The organism is Kineococcus sp. DHX-1, assembly GCF_042473625.1.
Classification (GTDB): Bacteria; Actinomycetota; Actinomycetes; order Actinomycetales; family Kineococcaceae; genus Kineococcus.
In genome coordinates this window covers 3,697,208-3,711,375 of record NZ_CP170445.1, presented here as the reverse complement: position 1 = coordinate 3,711,375, position 14,168 = coordinate 3,697,208, and the positions used below count along the sequence as shown (strand labels likewise).

At 74.4% G+C, this 14,168-nt stretch carries 13 protein-coding genes and 1 pseudogene; 11 read left to right on the top strand and 3 right to left on the bottom strand.

Translation table 11 applies throughout. The features are described 5' to 3' along the window. Positions 1–3: 3 nt before the first annotated feature. Both tsaB and ACFEMC_RS17710 read left to right on the top strand, forming a co-directional pair. The gene (gene tsaB, locus ACFEMC_RS17715) at positions 4–675 is read left to right on the top strand and encodes a tRNA (adenosine(37)-N6)-threonylcarbamoyltransferase complex dimerization subunit type 1 TsaB (protein WP_380170862.1); all 672 of its coding nucleotides are present in this window, start codon (positions 4–6) and stop codon (positions 673–675) included. Positions 676–716: 41 nt separating this feature from the next. Next, complete coding sequence (locus ACFEMC_RS17710) at positions 717–2,072, top strand: MFS transporter (RefSeq protein WP_380170861.1); 1,356 nt, start codon at positions 717–719, stop codon at positions 2,070–2,072. Positions 2,073–2,080: 8 nt separating this feature from the next. Here the strand turns inward: ACFEMC_RS17710 and ACFEMC_RS17705 are convergent, their stop codons facing one another. Beyond that, positions 2,081–3,010, bottom strand: a complete 930-nt coding sequence (locus tag ACFEMC_RS17705; protein WP_380170860.1) for a squalene cyclase — start codon at positions 3,008–3,010, stop codon at positions 2,081–2,083. 77 nt (positions 3,011–3,087) lie between these two features. Here ACFEMC_RS17705 and ACFEMC_RS17700 point away from each other — a divergent pair. Both ACFEMC_RS17700 and rimI read left to right on the top strand, forming a co-directional pair. After that, positions 3,088–3,576 (top strand): annotated as a pseudogene (locus ACFEMC_RS17700) (GNAT family N-acetyltransferase); the annotation flags it as partial. Between the two features lie 42 nt (positions 3,577–3,618). Next, a complete protein-coding gene (gene rimI, locus ACFEMC_RS17695) occupies positions 3,619–4,044 on the top strand; it encodes a ribosomal protein S18-alanine N-acetyltransferase (protein WP_380176866.1) in 426 nt (141 codons plus the stop codon). Here rimI and ACFEMC_RS17690 read toward each other — a convergent pair. Further along, positions 4,037–5,212 carry an SAM-dependent methyltransferase gene (locus tag ACFEMC_RS17690; protein WP_380170859.1) on the bottom strand — a complete coding sequence of 392 codons (1,176 nt, stop codon included), beginning with the start codon at positions 5,210–5,212 and terminating at the stop codon, positions 4,037–4,039. The genes rimI and ACFEMC_RS17690 overlap by 8 nt on opposite strands. 204 nt (positions 5,213–5,416) lie before the next feature. Between ACFEMC_RS17690 and groES the strand changes: the two genes are divergently transcribed. Further along, the gene (gene groES / locus ACFEMC_RS17685; protein ID WP_012084928.1) at positions 5,417–5,713 is read left to right on the top strand and encodes a co-chaperone GroES; all 297 of its coding nucleotides are present in this window, start codon (positions 5,417–5,419) and stop codon (positions 5,711–5,713) included. An 86-nt stretch (positions 5,714–5,799) separates the two neighbouring features. Further along, on the top strand, positions 5,800–7,416 hold the full coding sequence (gene groL, locus ACFEMC_RS17680) for a chaperonin GroEL (RefSeq protein WP_380170858.1): 1,617 nt from the start codon (positions 5,800–5,802) through the stop codon (positions 7,414–7,416). A gap of 131 nt (positions 7,417–7,547) precedes the next feature. On the opposite strand, the gene ACFEMC_RS17675 is transcribed toward groL, so the two are convergent. Continuing rightward, complete coding sequence (locus tag ACFEMC_RS17675; protein WP_367636875.1) at positions 7,548–7,850, bottom strand: WhiB family transcriptional regulator; 303 nt, start codon at positions 7,848–7,850, stop codon at positions 7,548–7,550. A 408-nt stretch (positions 7,851–8,258) separates the two neighbouring features. Here ACFEMC_RS17675 and ACFEMC_RS17670 point away from each other — a divergent pair, with 408 nt between their 5' ends. The 5 genes from ACFEMC_RS17670 (at position 8,259) to guaB (ending at position 14,147) form a co-directional block, all read left to right on the top strand. Next, positions 8,259–9,314 (top strand): MerR family transcriptional regulator, encoded by a 1,056-nt coding sequence (locus tag ACFEMC_RS17670; protein ID WP_380176864.1) that lies wholly within the window; start codon positions 8,259–8,261, stop codon positions 9,312–9,314. Between the two features lie 203 nt (positions 9,315–9,517). Then, positions 9,518–10,129, top strand: coding sequence for a response regulator (locus ACFEMC_RS17665; protein ID WP_380170857.1), 612 nt, complete (start codon positions 9,518–9,520; stop codon positions 10,127–10,129). Positions 10,130–10,505: 376 nt separating this feature from the next. Next, positions 10,506–11,090, top strand: a complete 585-nt coding sequence (gene shbA / locus ACFEMC_RS17660; protein ID WP_380176862.1) for an RNA polymerase sigma factor ShbA — start codon at positions 10,506–10,508, stop codon at positions 11,088–11,090. Continuing rightward, positions 11,087–12,613, top strand: a complete 1,527-nt coding sequence (locus ACFEMC_RS17655) for a hypothetical protein (RefSeq protein ID WP_380170856.1) — start codon at positions 11,087–11,089, stop codon at positions 12,611–12,613. Before shbA ends, ACFEMC_RS17655 begins: the two co-directional genes overlap by 4 nt. Before the next feature lie 10 nt (positions 12,614–12,623). Next, positions 12,624–14,147 (top strand): IMP dehydrogenase, encoded by a 1,524-nt coding sequence (guaB, locus tag ACFEMC_RS17650; protein ID WP_367636879.1) that lies wholly within the window; start codon positions 12,624–12,626, stop codon positions 14,145–14,147. Positions 14,148–14,168 lie beyond the last annotated feature (21 nt).

Genomic DNA, 14,168 nt, shown 5'->3' with positions numbered 1-14,168 from the left:
GACGTGCTGCTGCTCGCCCTCGACACCGCGACCGACGGGGTGGCGGTCGCCGTCCACGACGGGGAGCGGGTGCTCGCCTCCGCCCGGGCCGGGACGGCCCGCAGCCACAACGAGGTCCTCGTGCCGACCGTCGCGCAGGTGCTGCGCGCCGCGGGCCGCGAACGCCGGGACGTGACCGACGTGGCCGTCGGCGTGGGCCCCGGCCCCTACACCGGTCTGCGCGTCGGGATCGCGACCGCCCGCACCCTCGCCCTGGCCTGGGGGGCGCGCGTGCACGGCGTCTGCTCCCTCGACGCGCTGGCCGCCGCGGCCGTCGCCGAGGGCGTGAGCGGGGAGTTCCTCGTCGCCACCGACGCCCGCCGCCGCGAGGTCCACACGGCGCGCTACCTGGTCGTCGGCGGAGGGGACGGGGTGCGGCGCACGGCCGGCCCGGACGTCCTGCGCCCGGCCGACGTGGTGGTCGACGTCCCCGTCGTCGGGGCCGGCACCCGGCTGTACCCCGAGCTCCTCGGCGGGGAGCGCGGCCCGTTCGACGTCGACGGCGGCGCGCTGGCCCAGGTCGTCGTCGACGCGCTCGCCGGCCGCGGCGCCCTGGAACTCCTGCCGCCCGAACCCCTCTACCTGCGCCGGCCGGACGCCGTGGCACCGGGAGCGCGCAAACGCGTCACGGCGTAGCGTGCCGGGGTCTGGGAAGTCTCGACGAGGAGGTCCCGCCCGTGCCTGCAGCGGTCAGCAACCCTGTCCTGGAGTCGGCCGTCCGGCGGGCCTCCCGCCGGCTGATGCCGATGATCGTCGTCCTCTACGTGGTCTCGTTCCTGGACCGCACGAACGTCAGCTTCGCCGAGCGGGCCCTGGAACTGGACCGCGGGATCTCTGCCGCGGCCTACGCGTTCGGGGCCGGCGTGTTCTTCATCGGCTACGCCATCTTCGAGATCCCCAGCAACCTCGCGCTGCGCCGGTTCGGGGCCAAGGCGTGGCTGGCCCGCATCGCCATCACGTGGGGGATCGTCTCGGCGTGCTTCGCCTTCGTGCAGGGCGAGACGTCGTTCATCGTCCTGCGGTTCCTCCTCGGCGTCGCCGAGGCGGGGTTGTTCCCCGGCATCATCATGTACCTGGCCGAGTGGTTCCCGAACGCCCACCGCGTCCGGATGTTCGCCATCTTCTACCTGGCGCAGCCGTTCTCGCAGATGGTCGGGTCACCGCTGTCCGGCGTCCTCATCAGCCTCGGCGACTCCGTCGACGGGATCGCGGGCTGGCAGTTGATGTTCGCCGTCGAGGGCGGCCTCGCGGTGGTCGCCGGGATCGTCGCGATCTTCGCCCTCGTGAACTCCCCGCAGCAGGCGACGTTCCTGTCCGAGCAGGAGAAGGGCGCGCTGCGGCAGGCCATGGCCGAGGAGGACGACCTCCGCTCGGCCGACGGTCCCGGCGGGGTCTGGGCGGCGATGCGCAACGGTCGGGTCTGGTACTTCACGGTCGTCTACTTCTGCCTGCAGATCGCGGTCTACGGTGTGACGTTCAACCTCCCGACGCAGGTGGCGGGGCTGACGGGACGCGACGTCGGCTGGCAGGTCGGGCTGATCACCGCCGTGCCGTGGTTCGTCGGGATGTTCGCCTGCTACTTCGTCGGCCGGCACGCCACCACGGTCCGCCGTCGCCGCACGTGGGGCACGTGGTTGTTCGTCAGCACCGGCGTGTTCGTCATCGGGTCGGCGGCCGCGGGAGCGAGCGGGTACGCGCTCGTCGGGATCGTCTGCATCTCCGTCGCGGTGGCGTCGTTCCTGTCGATCGGGCCGATCACCTGGTCCTACCCGACGGCGTTCCTCACCGGCGCGGCCGCGGCGGCGGGCATCGGGCTCATCAACTCCCTCGGGAACCTCGGGGGTTTCGTGGCCCCGAACCTGCGGGAGTTCGTCGCCTCCAGCACGGGGTCGGACGCGCTCGGTGTCGCCGCGCTCGGCGTCCTGCCGTTCCTGGCCGCGGTGATGATGTGGGGCACCAAGCGGTTCCGGCTCCGGGCCGACCGGTTGCTCGTCGACGTGCGCGACGGGGCGGGGGACCGGACGCAAGCCTGAGCGCGGGGTCAGGCATCCCACCAGCGCAGGACGCGCAGGGCGAGGAAGGTCACCCAGCGCGAGGGTTCCCCGGCGGGCGCGTCGACCTCGAACGGGACCGCGCCGGGGAACCGGCCCGACCGCGTCCACCGGCCGTCCGTCCGCCGTTGCGACCGGACGACCTCCACGGCCTCGGCCATCCGGTCGTCCCGCACCCCGACGTCGCGGAAGTGGTCCAGGGCGTTCAAGGCGCTGTACCCCCAGCGGAACGGGTACGTGTGGTCGGTGACCCAGGGCGCGAGCAGTTCCCCCGTGCTCGCCCGGCGCAGCAGGCGGCGTTCCAGCAGGTACTCCTCGCCCGCGGCGGCCGACGGGGTCGCCCCGGTGCGGCGCTGGGCGTCGCGCAGCGCCCGGACCGCGGCGAGCGTGGAGTGGAACGAGGACCGCGTCGACCCCTCGACCCACGCGCAGTTCCACCCGCCGTCGGCCATCCGGTGCTCCTCGAACCACCGGACCAGGCCGTTGACGTCCACCCCGAGCCAGCCGCCGTTGAGCAGGGTCCACGCGTTGATGCAGCAGTCGACCTCCCCGCCCCAGTACGGCAGGTCGTCGTACTCCCACCGCGCGTGCGCCAGCCGGTCCGCGGTGTCGCCCAGCGCCCCGGGGTCGACCCCCCACTCCCGCAGCGAGTTCAGGACCCACGTCGTGGCCGTGAACGGTTGCGGGCCGGACGGGTCCGCGTCCGCGGGGAAGAACGCGCCACCGGCCCACCGCCCGTCGGGGTCCTGCAGCGCGAGCAGGCGCGCGCCGAACCCCTCGTGCGGGACGCGGGCACGCGTGGCCTCCCACACGGCCGGGGGTGCCTCCGCCAGGTCGCGCTCGACCTGCCACCGCAGTGCGGGGTCGGAGTCCAGCAACCAGTCCAGCAACCAGTCCAGGACCTGCGCCGGTGCGCCCACCGTTCCAGCGAACCACCGTGCGTCGCGCTGGGGAAGGGCGGCAGACTGCGGGCGTGGAGGAACCCGTCGCGGTCGCCCTGCGACCCGCCGCACCGTCCGACCTGCCGCGGTTGCAGGACGTCGAACGCGCGGCGGGGGAGTCGTTCCGGGGCCTCGGCATGGCGGCCGTCGCCGACGACGACCCGCCCACCCTCGACGTGCTCGCCGCGCACCAGGCGGCGGGCCGGGCGTGGGTGGCGGTCGACGAGGGAACCGGTGCGGTCGTCGGGTACCTGCTCCTCGCCGTCGAACCCGTCGACGGGAACGGCCACGTCGAACAGGTCAGCGTCCACCCCGGACACGCCCGCCGCGGGATCGGCCGGCGCCTGCTCGAGCTGGCCGCCGACGTCACCCGTGAGGAGGGCCGTCCCGCGCTGACGCTGACGACCTTCGCCGACGTGCCGTGGAACGCGCCGTACTACCGGCGGCTGGGGTTCGCGGACGTGGGCGACCCCGGCCCGCAGCTGCGGGCCCTGCGCGCGCACGAGGCCGAGCTGGGTCTCGACGCGTGGCCGCGCCGGTGCCTGGCCCTGGACCTGACCGGACCCGTCGGCGCAGTCCTGCGGGACATGCGCTGGTGGGACGTCGCCGACGTGCACGCCCTGGAGAGCGACCTGTTCGGCCGCGGCGCCTGGAGCGTCGAGGCGTTCTGGGGGGAACTCGCGCAGCCGAACCGGCGCTTCCTCGTCGCCGAGGAGGACGGACGGGTCGTCGGCTACGGCGGGATCGTCGTCGCCGGGGCCGACGCCGACGTCCAGACCATCGGCGTGGCCCGTGACCAGCAGGGCCGGGGGACGGGCCGCGCGCTGTTGCGGGAACTGCGCGCCCGCGCGGTCGACGCCGGGGCGACGCACCTGCTGCTGGAGGTGCGGGCCGACAACGAGCCGGCGCAGAACCTCTACCGCAGCGAGGGGTTCGAGCAGATCGCCCGGCGCGCCCGGTACTACCAGCCCGACGACGTCGACGCGCTCGTCCTGCGCGCACGCATCAGCTGACGGGGTCCACCACCAGCACGCTCTGCCGGCCCGCCACGCGCGTCAGAACGATCGTCGCCGGCCGGGACCCCTTGAGCGCCAGCTGCTTGCGCAGCTGGTCGGGGTCCACCGCGGTCCCGCGCTTCTTGACCGTCAGCGCACCGACGTCGAGGGAGCGCAGGTGCGCCCGCAGGCTCTTGAGCCCGAACGGCAGCACGTCCAGGACCCGGAACGAGCGGACGAAGGGAGAGGAGACCGCGTCGTCCGTCGTGACGTAGGCGATCGTCTCGTCGACGAGCCGGCCCCCGAGGTCGGCCGCGACCCGGCCCACGAGCCCGGCGCGGATGACGGCGCCGTCGGGTTCGTGCAGGAACCCGCCGACCGCGCCCACCTCGGCACCGGGCAGGTCGGTGTCGTCGAGTTCGACCACGTCAGCGCCGCGCACGACGCGGGCGCTGCGGCCGGTGCCGGGCACGGCGAGCGGGCCGCACCACAGCGCGCACTCGACGACCTCGCCGTCGACCGAGGTCCACTGGGCTTCGGCGCCGGCCGGGACCAGGTCGTGCGGCAGACCCGGCGCGAGCTTGGCGCCCGTGGCCGGCACGCGGGCGGCCGTCGCCAGGACGAACGACAGCGGCGGGGACGTGGCCTCGGGGTCGAAGACCCGGCGCCCCCCGGAGGTGCGGCGGGCCGGGTCGAACCACGCGCCGTCGCCCTCCCCGAGCTCGTCCACGACCCCGGCGGTGACGTCGGCGCAGCGGACGGGGACGCCGAGGTTGTGCTCTGCGACGGCCGCCGTGACCGGGTCGGCGTCGACGGGCAGGACGGCGAGCCCCGCGTCGAGGAAGGCCAGGGAGTCGGCGCCGACGCCGCAGCCGAGGTCGGCCACCCGGGCGACCCCCGCCGCGGCGAAGCGGCGGGCGTGCTCGCGGGCGACGACGGCGCGGGTGGCCTGCTCGGTGCCGGCGGGGGTGAGGAGCAGGTCGTGGGCCCGGTCCCCGAACTTGGCGGCGGCCTTGGCCCGCAACCGGGACTGGGTCGTGGCCAGGGCGGCCAGGGCCGGGTCGTGGCCCGCACGCCGCAGCCGGGTGGCCAGCGCCACGGGGTCCTCGCCGGCCGTCCCGGCCAGCTCGGCGAGCAGGGCGCGGCCCGCCGGGGACCGCAGGGCGTCGACGTCGGCGGTGTTCACCCGGTCGATGCTCCCAGAGCACCCCTGCGTCTGGCACTCGGCAGGCCTGAGTGCTAGCGTCTCGCGCAGCGTCGGTGGCACTCCCCGGTGGGGAGTGCCAACGGGGCAGCGGCCGCCCGGCACCCGCGACGACGGTCGTCCGCTCCCCACGTTCCGACCGTCCCGTACGCCAGTTCGCTGAAGCAGAAGGGGAGGGCCGCACCAGTGTCGGTCTCCATCACTCCGCTCGAGGACCGCATCGTCGTCAAGCCGCTCGACGCGGAGCAGACGACCGCTTCCGGTCTCGTCATCCCGGACACCGCCAAGGAGAAGCCCCAGGAGGGTGAAGTCCTGGCCGTGGGCCCGGGTCGCGTGGACGACAACGGAAACCGCGTGCCGGTCGACGTGGCCGTCGGCGACAAGGTCATCTACTCCAAGTACGGCGGCACCGAGGTCAAGTACGGCGGCGACGAGCTGCTGATCCTCTCGGCGCGCGACGTCCTCGCCAAGGTCGCCAAGTAACCGACCAGAGGTCCTGACGCCCCGGGCACCCGATCTCGGGTGCCCGGGGCGTCCCTCGTTGCGCACGTCCACGGAAGGAAGAAGACATGGCCAAGCAGCTCTCGTTCGACGACAGCGCCCGCAAGTCCCTCGAGCGCGGTGTCGACGCGCTCGCCAACGCCGTCAAGGTGACCCTCGGCCCCAAGGGCCGCAACGTCGTCATCGACAAGAAGTGGGGGGCGCCGACGATCACGAACGACGGCGTCACCATCGCCCGCGAGGTCGAGCTCGAGGACCCGTACGAGAACCTCGGCGCGCAGCTCGCGAAGGAGGTCGCCACCAAGACGAACGACGTCGCCGGTGACGGCACCACCACCGCGACCGTCCTGGCCCAGGCCCTCGTCAAGGAAGGCCTGCGCAACGTCGCGGCCGGCGCGGCCCCCTCCGGCCTCAAGCGCGGGATCGACAAGGCCGTCGAGGCCGTCAACGACAAGCTCCTGTCGCTGGCCCGCGACGTCGACGGCAAGGGCGACATCGCCCACGTCGCGACGATCTCGGCCCAGGACGCGAGCGTCGGCGACCTGCTCGCCGACGCGTTCGACAAGGTCGGCAAGGACGGCGTCATCACGGTCGAGGAGTCCTCCACGACCGCCCTCGAGCTGGACTTCACCGAGGGGATGCAGTTCGACAAGGGCTACATCTCCCCGTACTTCGTCACCGACGCCGAGCGTCAGGAAGCGGTCCTCGAGGACGCCTACGTGCTCGTGCACCAGGGCAAGATCTCGACGGTCCAGGACCTGCTGCCGCTGCTGGAGAAGGTCCTCAAGGTCTCCAAGCCGCTGCTGATCATCGCCGAGGACGTCGACGGCGAGGCGCTGTCGACCCTGGTCGTCAACAAGATCCGCGGCACCTTCAACGCCGTCGCGGTGAAGGCCCCCGGCTTCGGGGACCGCCGCAAGGCGATCCTGCAGGACATCGCCACCCTCACCGGCGCGCAGGTCGTCGCCGAGGAGGTCGGCCTCAAGCTCGACCAGATCGACCTCGACGCGCTGGGCACCGCCCGCCGCATCACGGTCACCAAGGACGACACGACGATCGTCGACGGCGCCGGCTCGGCCGACGACATCGCCGGCCGCGTCGCCCAGATCAAGGCCGAGGTCGAGCGCACGGACTCCGACTGGGACCGCGAGAAGCTGCAGGAGCGCCTCGCCAAGCTGTCCGGGGGTGTCGTCGTCATCAAGGTCGGCGCGCACACCGAGGTCGAGCTCAAGGAGAAGAAGCACCGCATCGAGGACGCCGTCTCCGCGACGCGCGCCGCGATCGAGGAGGGCATCGTCGCCGGCGGCGGCTCCGCCCTGGTGCACGCCGTCTCCGTGCTCGAGGACAACCTCGGTCTCGTCGGCGACGAGGCGACCGGTGTGGCGCTCGTCCGCAAGGCGGCCTCCGAGCCGCTGCGCTGGATCGCCGAGAACGCCGGCCTCGAGGGCTACGTCGTCGTGGAGAAGGTCCGCTCGCTGGAGCCGGGCAACGGCCTCAACGCCGCCACCGGCGAGTACGTCGACCTGCTGGCCGGCGGGGTCCTCGACCCGGTCAAGGTGACGCGCTCCGCGCTGCGCAACGCCGCCTCGATCGCGTCGATGGTGCTCACCACCGACACGCTCGTCGTGGACAAGAAGGAGGAGGAGCCCGCCGCTGCGGGTCACGGTCACGGCCACGGCCACTGACCTTCCTCGCCGAACGCGCGAAGGGCCCGGCTCCCCTGGGGGAGCCGGGCCCTTCGTCGTTCCCAGCGTTGTCCCGGCCCACCGGCCGGTCCGTGCGCCGCACCACACCGCGCACGGGGTGGAGCAGGGCGTCAGCCGGCGATGCGCATCCCGCGGCGACGCTCGGTGGCGTAGACGGCCTCGCGGTCGTCCTCGGTCATGCCGCCCCACACGCCGTAGGGCTCACGGACCTTCAGCGCGTGCTTGCGGCACTGCTCCAGGACGGGGCACCCACCGCAGATGGCCTGGGCGGCCGCGTCGCGGTTGCGGCGGGCGGGGCCCCGCTCACCCTCGGGGTGGAAGAAGAGGTTCGGGTCGGCTTCGCGGCAGGAGCCGTCCAGCTGCCACTCCCAGACGTCGGCGACGGGTCCGGGGAGACGGGAGATCTCGGCCATGGTGGTGTGCTCCTCGCTGGGGGGATCGTGCTGACTGGCGGTGCGTCTGACCATGAAGCTACAACCGCGTCAGAAGTTGTTCAAGCCCCTGGGCGAAAGTCGTCCCCGATCGGGTCAGGAACGGGTCCGGACCGGTGGCGCGGTGGTCCCCGGTCTGGTGAACAACTCCCTGAACCAGGCGTGAACAAGGTGCAGAGATCCGGTGTCACCGCCAGCGGAACGGGGCGGACGACGTCGGAGCCACGTGGGACCCACGCCGGAACAACCCGGACCGCCCGCTGAACAACCCTGAACAGCGCTGACGCGGTGGGGTGAGTGGCGCGGCGCGGCGCGCGGCGACAGACTCGTCCCATGCCCTCCGCTGTCGACCCCGCCGGTCAGGGTGCCTCCGTGCCGCCCGCACCGCGCATGACCCTCACCGTGGCCGCCGTCGCGCGCCGCCTCGGGGTCGCTCCCGCGACGCTGCGGACGTGGGACCGGCGCTACGGACTCGGGCCGTCGGAGCACACCGCGGGCGCGCACCGGCGCTACTCCGCGTCCGACCTCGCCCGCCTGGTGGTCATGCGGCGACTGACGCTGGAGGGCGTGGCCCCGGCCGAGGCCGCCCAGCTCGCGGCGACGACGGCCGTCGCCGACGGCGGGTTCGCCCTGGCCAGCGTCTCGACCATCCCGAGCGCGGTCATCGAGGCGGCCGTCACCGACGCCGCCGCCATCGCCGGTCCCACGTCCGGCCTGGTCCCGCACGCCGCCGCGAGCACGCTCTCGGACGCCACGGACGTCGCCGGGGCCACGGAGGTCGCCGAGGCCGGGCGCCCCGACGAGTCCGAGGACGCCGAGGAGCGCCCGACCGCCCGGGCGCACGGGCACGCCGCCGGACGTCCCGCGTTCGACGAGGACGACTGGGCCGTCGCGAGCCTGGCCGACCGCTTCGCCGACGAGGTCCGGGCCCGCGGGGTCGCGCACGCCTGGGACGAGGTCCTCGGGCCCGCCTCGGCCGCCCGCGACGCCGCCATGCACGCCGCCGTCGCGCGGGCCCTGTCGGCGCTGCCCACGGCCGACGGGGAGCGCGCCGTCCTGCTCGCCGGGGCCGGCACCGCCGACGACCGCGACCGCACGCCCGTGCTGCTCGCCGCCGCCGCCGCGCTGGCCGAGCAGGGCACGGGGGCCCGCAGCGTCGGGGACGGCGTGCCCGGGCGGATGCTCGCGGCGGCCGTCCGCCGCGTGCGGCCGCCGGCGCTCCTGCTCGTCGCCCCCGGCGCGACCTCGCGCGAGGACGTCCTGCCCGGTCTCGCCGACGTCCTGCGGGTCCGCCCGGCGCCGCTGGTGGTCGTCCTCGGCGGCGAGGAGCTCGTGGCCGACCTGGAGCGGGCGCGCGGCCAGGCGCGCGGCCCGGAGCGGGACCTGGTGCCCGTCGTGGGGCTGACCGCCGCGGTCGCCGCGTGCGCCGAGGCCGTCTCCGCCTGAGCCGACCAGCGGGACCGAGACCCTCTTCTAGACGCCCTTAGCACGACCAGCAGGCGCCGGTCCAGTCTTCTCCGGTCTTCGTCCGGTCCGCTGCTCAGGTCGGGTCCACAGCGTGCCGACAACTCTTCCGTGACGTGCAGGACGTGCGGCACGGCAGGGCCACGGACGGCCTTGCTCCACCCACACAGGGAAGAGGTTCAGTGGTGGCAACGGTACTGGTCTGCGACGACCTTCCGCTGGCCCGCGAGGCCATGCGACGCATGGTGGCGGCCGTCCCGGGCGTGACCCGCGTCGTGGGTGCGGGCTCGGGCGAAGAGGCTCTGCAGCGGTGGCCCGTCGAGCGGCCCTCGCTGGTGATCATGGACGTGCGGATGCCCGGCATCGGTGGCGTGGAGGCCGCCCGCCGGCTGCTCGCCCGTCACCCGGAGGCGAACGTCCTCATGGCCACGATGGCCGAGGACGGCGACGGGGTGGCCCGCGCGGTCGCCGCCGGTGCGCGCGGCTACCTGGTCAAGGACGTGTCCCGCGAGGAGCTGGCCACGGCCGTCCTCCAGGCGCTGCAGGACGTCAGCCGCCGTCGTGGTGGCGGCCGCACCCGCGCCGTCCTCACCGGCCGCGCGCCGGTGCTGACCGAGCGGGAGCAGCAGGTGCTCGTCGGCATGAGCCGCGGGCGCAGCAACGCCGAGATCGGGCGCGAGCTGTTCCTGTCCGAGGACACGGTGAAGACGCACGCGCGGCGGCTGTTCCGCAAGCTCGAGGCGGCGGACCGTGCTCAGGCGGTGGCTGTGGGATTCCGCTGGGGTCTCGTACGGTAGGCAGGTGAGCCCGGGGGGCGACGAGTCCGTCGATGCGCGCGGCGGCCGGTCCGACGCAGACACCCGACGCACGGACGTCGGACGTGACGGCGGTCGTGAGGTCGGTGCCGTCGTCGTGCCCGACACCCCCCGGGTTGAACGGTCCCCCGCGGGCCTGGAGGTCGACGGCGACCCCGGGACCCTGGACGGACTGCGCATCGACGCGCACCCCGGGACCCCGGCAGACCTTCAGGTCGACGTCGCGGCCGCCGATCAGGACCTCGACGAGGACCAGGACTCCGCGCAGGACTCCGGCCAGGACGACGACGAGGGGGGAGCGGGGACCCGGCACCCAGCGGGAACGACGCAGGGTGTAACGCCCGGTCGCCCCACAGCGATGGACAGTTCGGAAGCCGGGGGGCTCCAGGCACTGGCGGCTCGTGCTCTGTCAGGGGAACAGGGCGCTGTCGCCGACCTCCTGGCAGCGGTACGCCGCCTCGTCCACCGTTACTGCCGGGCCAAGCTCGGGCGCCTGCCCGGAGCTGATCACGCCGCAGAGGATGCGGCACAGGAGGTGTGCATCGCCGTGCTGACGGCCCTGCCCCGCTACAAGGACACGGGACGCCCGTTCGAGGCGTTCGTGTACCGCATCGCGGCCAACAAGGTCGCCGACGCCCAGCGTGCCTCCTACCGCGCCCCTGTCCCGACCGACGACGTCCCCGACGCCGCGACCGCCGAGCCGGGCCCCGAACAGCTGGCCCTCGACGCCTTCGACGCGCAGACCGTCGGCCGGCTGCTCGACACGCTGCCGCCCAAGCTGCGGGAGATCATCACGCTGCGGGTGGGGGCGGGCATGTCGGCCGAGGAGACGGGCCGCGCCCTGGACATGACGGCCGGGGCCGTGCGCGTCGCTCAGCACCGCGCCATGCAGAAGCTGCGCAAGACCGCCCTCGAGGACACCTCCCTGCAGGTGGCGCCGTGAGCGGGGACACGACCGGCGGGCCCACGGGTCGACGCCGGGGCCACCTGCGCGGCGTGCGCGGGGAGGCCGGTCTGACCCCGGAGGGGTCGACCACGAACGACGACACGCACGACGACACGAACGACGACGCGCACGACGAGTTCGAGCTGGGAGGGGGGACCGTGGACGACAACTCCTTCTCCGTGCCCGACCTCCTGGCCACCGACGCGCTGCTGGACCGGCTCGGCCGCCACGAGGCCACCGGCGGTGACCTCGCCGACGCCGTCGCCCGGCTGCTGGACTCCTACGCCCTGCACGCCGACCCCGAGACCGCCGGTGTCCGCCCCGTCGAGCTGCCGGACCTCGACGCCGAGCTCGAGCACGAGCCGGCCCACGTCCCGGCTCCGCGGGTCCTGCTGGCCCGGCGCCGCACGATCCAGCGCCTCGGCCGCGGCACCGTCGCGGCCGCCGCGGTCCTGACGCTCCTCGGGGGGACCGCCGCCGCGGCCGCCACCAGCGTCAGCCCGCTCGGCGGGCCGAACGGGTCCGTGTCGGCCTCGATCGCCTCCCAGCTGCCGGGGTGGTTCCCGGACACCGTCTTCAGCGTCTTCGCCGGGTCGCCGACCGAGCGCGCCCAGCGCGAGATCGTCCAGGCCCAGGCCGCGGCGCTCGCGGGCGACAGCGAGGGGGCCAAGGCGCGGCTGAAGTACCTCCAGCGCCAGCTCGACGACACCTCGGTGGACCCGACGGTCGTGCAGCAGGTCCAGCAGGTCCTCGCCGCCCTCGAGGACGACGACCTCGACAGCGTCGCCGGCGCCGTCCCGACGGGCTCCTCGACGGGGTCGCCGACGGCGTCGCCGTCCCCGACGGGCACCTCGCTGGTCGACGTGGCGACGGTGACGCCCACCCCGTCGCCGAACACGTGGCGCGTGCCGCTGCAGCCCGGTCGCACGACGGGCACGGCCACGTCGGCCCCGTCGACGCCCAGCCCCTCGACCCCGGCGGCCGGCGACCCGGCGACGGGCAGCACCCCGCCGCGCACGTCGACGCCCGTGACCCCGGTGACGCCCACGCCGCCGCCCGTCGTCCAGAACCCGCCCGCCGGGGGTGGCACGGGCGCGCCGTCGACGCCCGTCACCACGGACCCGCCGGTCACGCAGACGCCGGACCCGTCCTCGGGCGGCTCGACGGGGACCCCCACGGGCACGCCCACGGGGACTCCGACGGACTCCGGCACCGGGACGCCCACGGGCGCCCCGACCGACTCGGGGACCGGCACGCCCACGGACGGCTCGACGCCGACGGGGGAGACGGGCGCCACGCCGACGCCCACGTCGACGGACGGTGCGGGCGGGGGCGCGACCGGCGACCCCGGCACCACCGACCCGGTCGTCACGCCCACGCTCCCGGTCGTCGTCGCGCCGACGCTGCCCGTCGTCGCCGAGCCCTCGCCCACCACGGGCGAGGCGCCGGTGCCGGGCTCGTCGACCGACGGCGGGGACCCCGCCGCCACCACGGACTCCGCGGTCACCTCCGGCTCGTAGAATCGTGGGGGTGAGCGCGCAGATCCCCGACGGACAGACGTCCGCACACGACCCCTTCGGCTTCGTGGGCCTGACCTACGACGACGTCCTCCTGCTGCCCGGTGAGTCCGACGTCATCCCGTCCGAGGTCGACACCTCGACGCGGGTCTCCAAGCGCGTCAGCCTGCGGATCCCGCTGCTGAGCTCGGCGATGGACACGGTCACCGAGTCGCGGATGGCCATCGCGATGGCCCGCCAGGGCGGTCTCGGTGTGCTGCACCGCAACCTGTCCGCCGAGGAGCAGGCGGCCCAGGTCGACCTCGTCAAGCGGTCCGAGTCCGGCATGGTCACCCAGCCCGTGACGACGACGCCGGACGCGACGCTGGCCGACGTCGACGCCCTGTGCGGTCGCTACCGGATCTCCGGCGTGCCCGTCGTCGACCCCGACGGCACCCTCGTCGGCATCGTCACCAACCGCGACCTGCGGTTCGAGTCCGACTTCACCCGGCCCGTCCGGGACGTCATGACGAAGGCGCCGCTGGTCACCGCCCCCGTCGGCGTCTCCGCCGACGACGCGATGCAGCTGCTGCGCGAGCACAAGATCGAGAAGCTGCCGATCGTCGACGGCCGCGGCCGCCTCACCGGCCTCATCACGGTCAAGGACTACGTGAAGTCCGAGCAGTACCCGCACGCCACCAAGGACGCGGACGGCCGGCTGCGCGTGGCCGCCGCCATCGGCATCTTCGAGGACGCGTGGAAGCGCGCGATGGGCCTCGTCGACGCGGGGGTCGACGTGCTCGTCGTCGACATGGCCCACGGCCACTCCCGCGCGGTGCTGGAGATGATCTCCCGCCTCAAGAGCGACCCGGTCGCCGCGCACGTGGACGTCGTCGGCGGCAACGTCGCGACGCGCGCCGCCGCGCAGGCCCTCGTGGACGCGGGCGTCGACGGCATCAAGGTCGGCGTGGGCCCGGGCTCGATCTGCACCACCCGCGTGGTCGCCGGCGTCGGCGTCCCGCAGGTCACCGCGATCCACGAGGCCGCCAAGGCGGCCAAGCCGGCGGGCGTCCCGGTCATCGGCGACGGCGGGCTGCAGTACTCCGGCGACATCGCCAAGGCCCTCGTCGCGGGCGCGGACACCGTCATGCTCGGCTCGCTGCTCGCCGGCTGCGACGAGAGCCCGGGCGAGCTGGTCTTCATCAACGGCAAGCAGTTCAAGAGCTACCGCGGCATGGGGTCCCTGGGCGCTCAGCAGACCCGTCAGGGCGGCCGGTCGTTCTCCAAGGACCGCTACTTCCAGAACGACGTCGCCTCCGACGACCGCTTCGTGCCCGAGGGCATCGAGGGCCAGGTGCCCTACCGCGGTCCGCTGGGCGCCGTCGCGCACCAGCTCGTCGGCGGACTGCGGCAGTCGATGTTCTACTCCGGCGCCCGCACGGTCCCCGAGCTGCAGGCGAACGGCACCTTCGTGCGCATCACGCCGGCGGGGCTGAAGGAGTCGCACCCGCACGACATCCAGATGACGGTCGAGGCGCCGAACTACAGCGGGCGCTGACCCGACGGGCCCCGGACCCGG

What these genes read in the sequence shown, in the direction of transcription:
- shbA (WP_380176862.1), top strand. Translation starts at nt 10,506, where the DNA reads ATGGACAGTTCGGAAGCCGGGGGGCTCCAGGCACTGGCGGCTCGTGCT.
- rimI (WP_380176866.1), top strand. Translation starts at nt 3,619, where the DNA reads ATGCGCTGGTGGGACGTCGCCGACGTGCACGCCCTGGAGAGCGACCTG.
- ACFEMC_RS17675 (WP_367636875.1), bottom strand. Translation starts at nt 7,850, where the DNA reads ATGGCCGAGATCTCCCGTCTCCCCGGACCCGTCGCCGACGTCTGGGAG.
- ACFEMC_RS17670 (WP_380176864.1), top strand. Translation starts at nt 8,259, where the DNA reads ATGACCCTCACCGTGGCCGCCGTCGCGCGCCGCCTCGGGGTCGCTCCC.
- groL (WP_380170858.1), top strand. Translation starts at nt 5,800, where the DNA reads ATGGCCAAGCAGCTCTCGTTCGACGACAGCGCCCGCAAGTCCCTCGAG.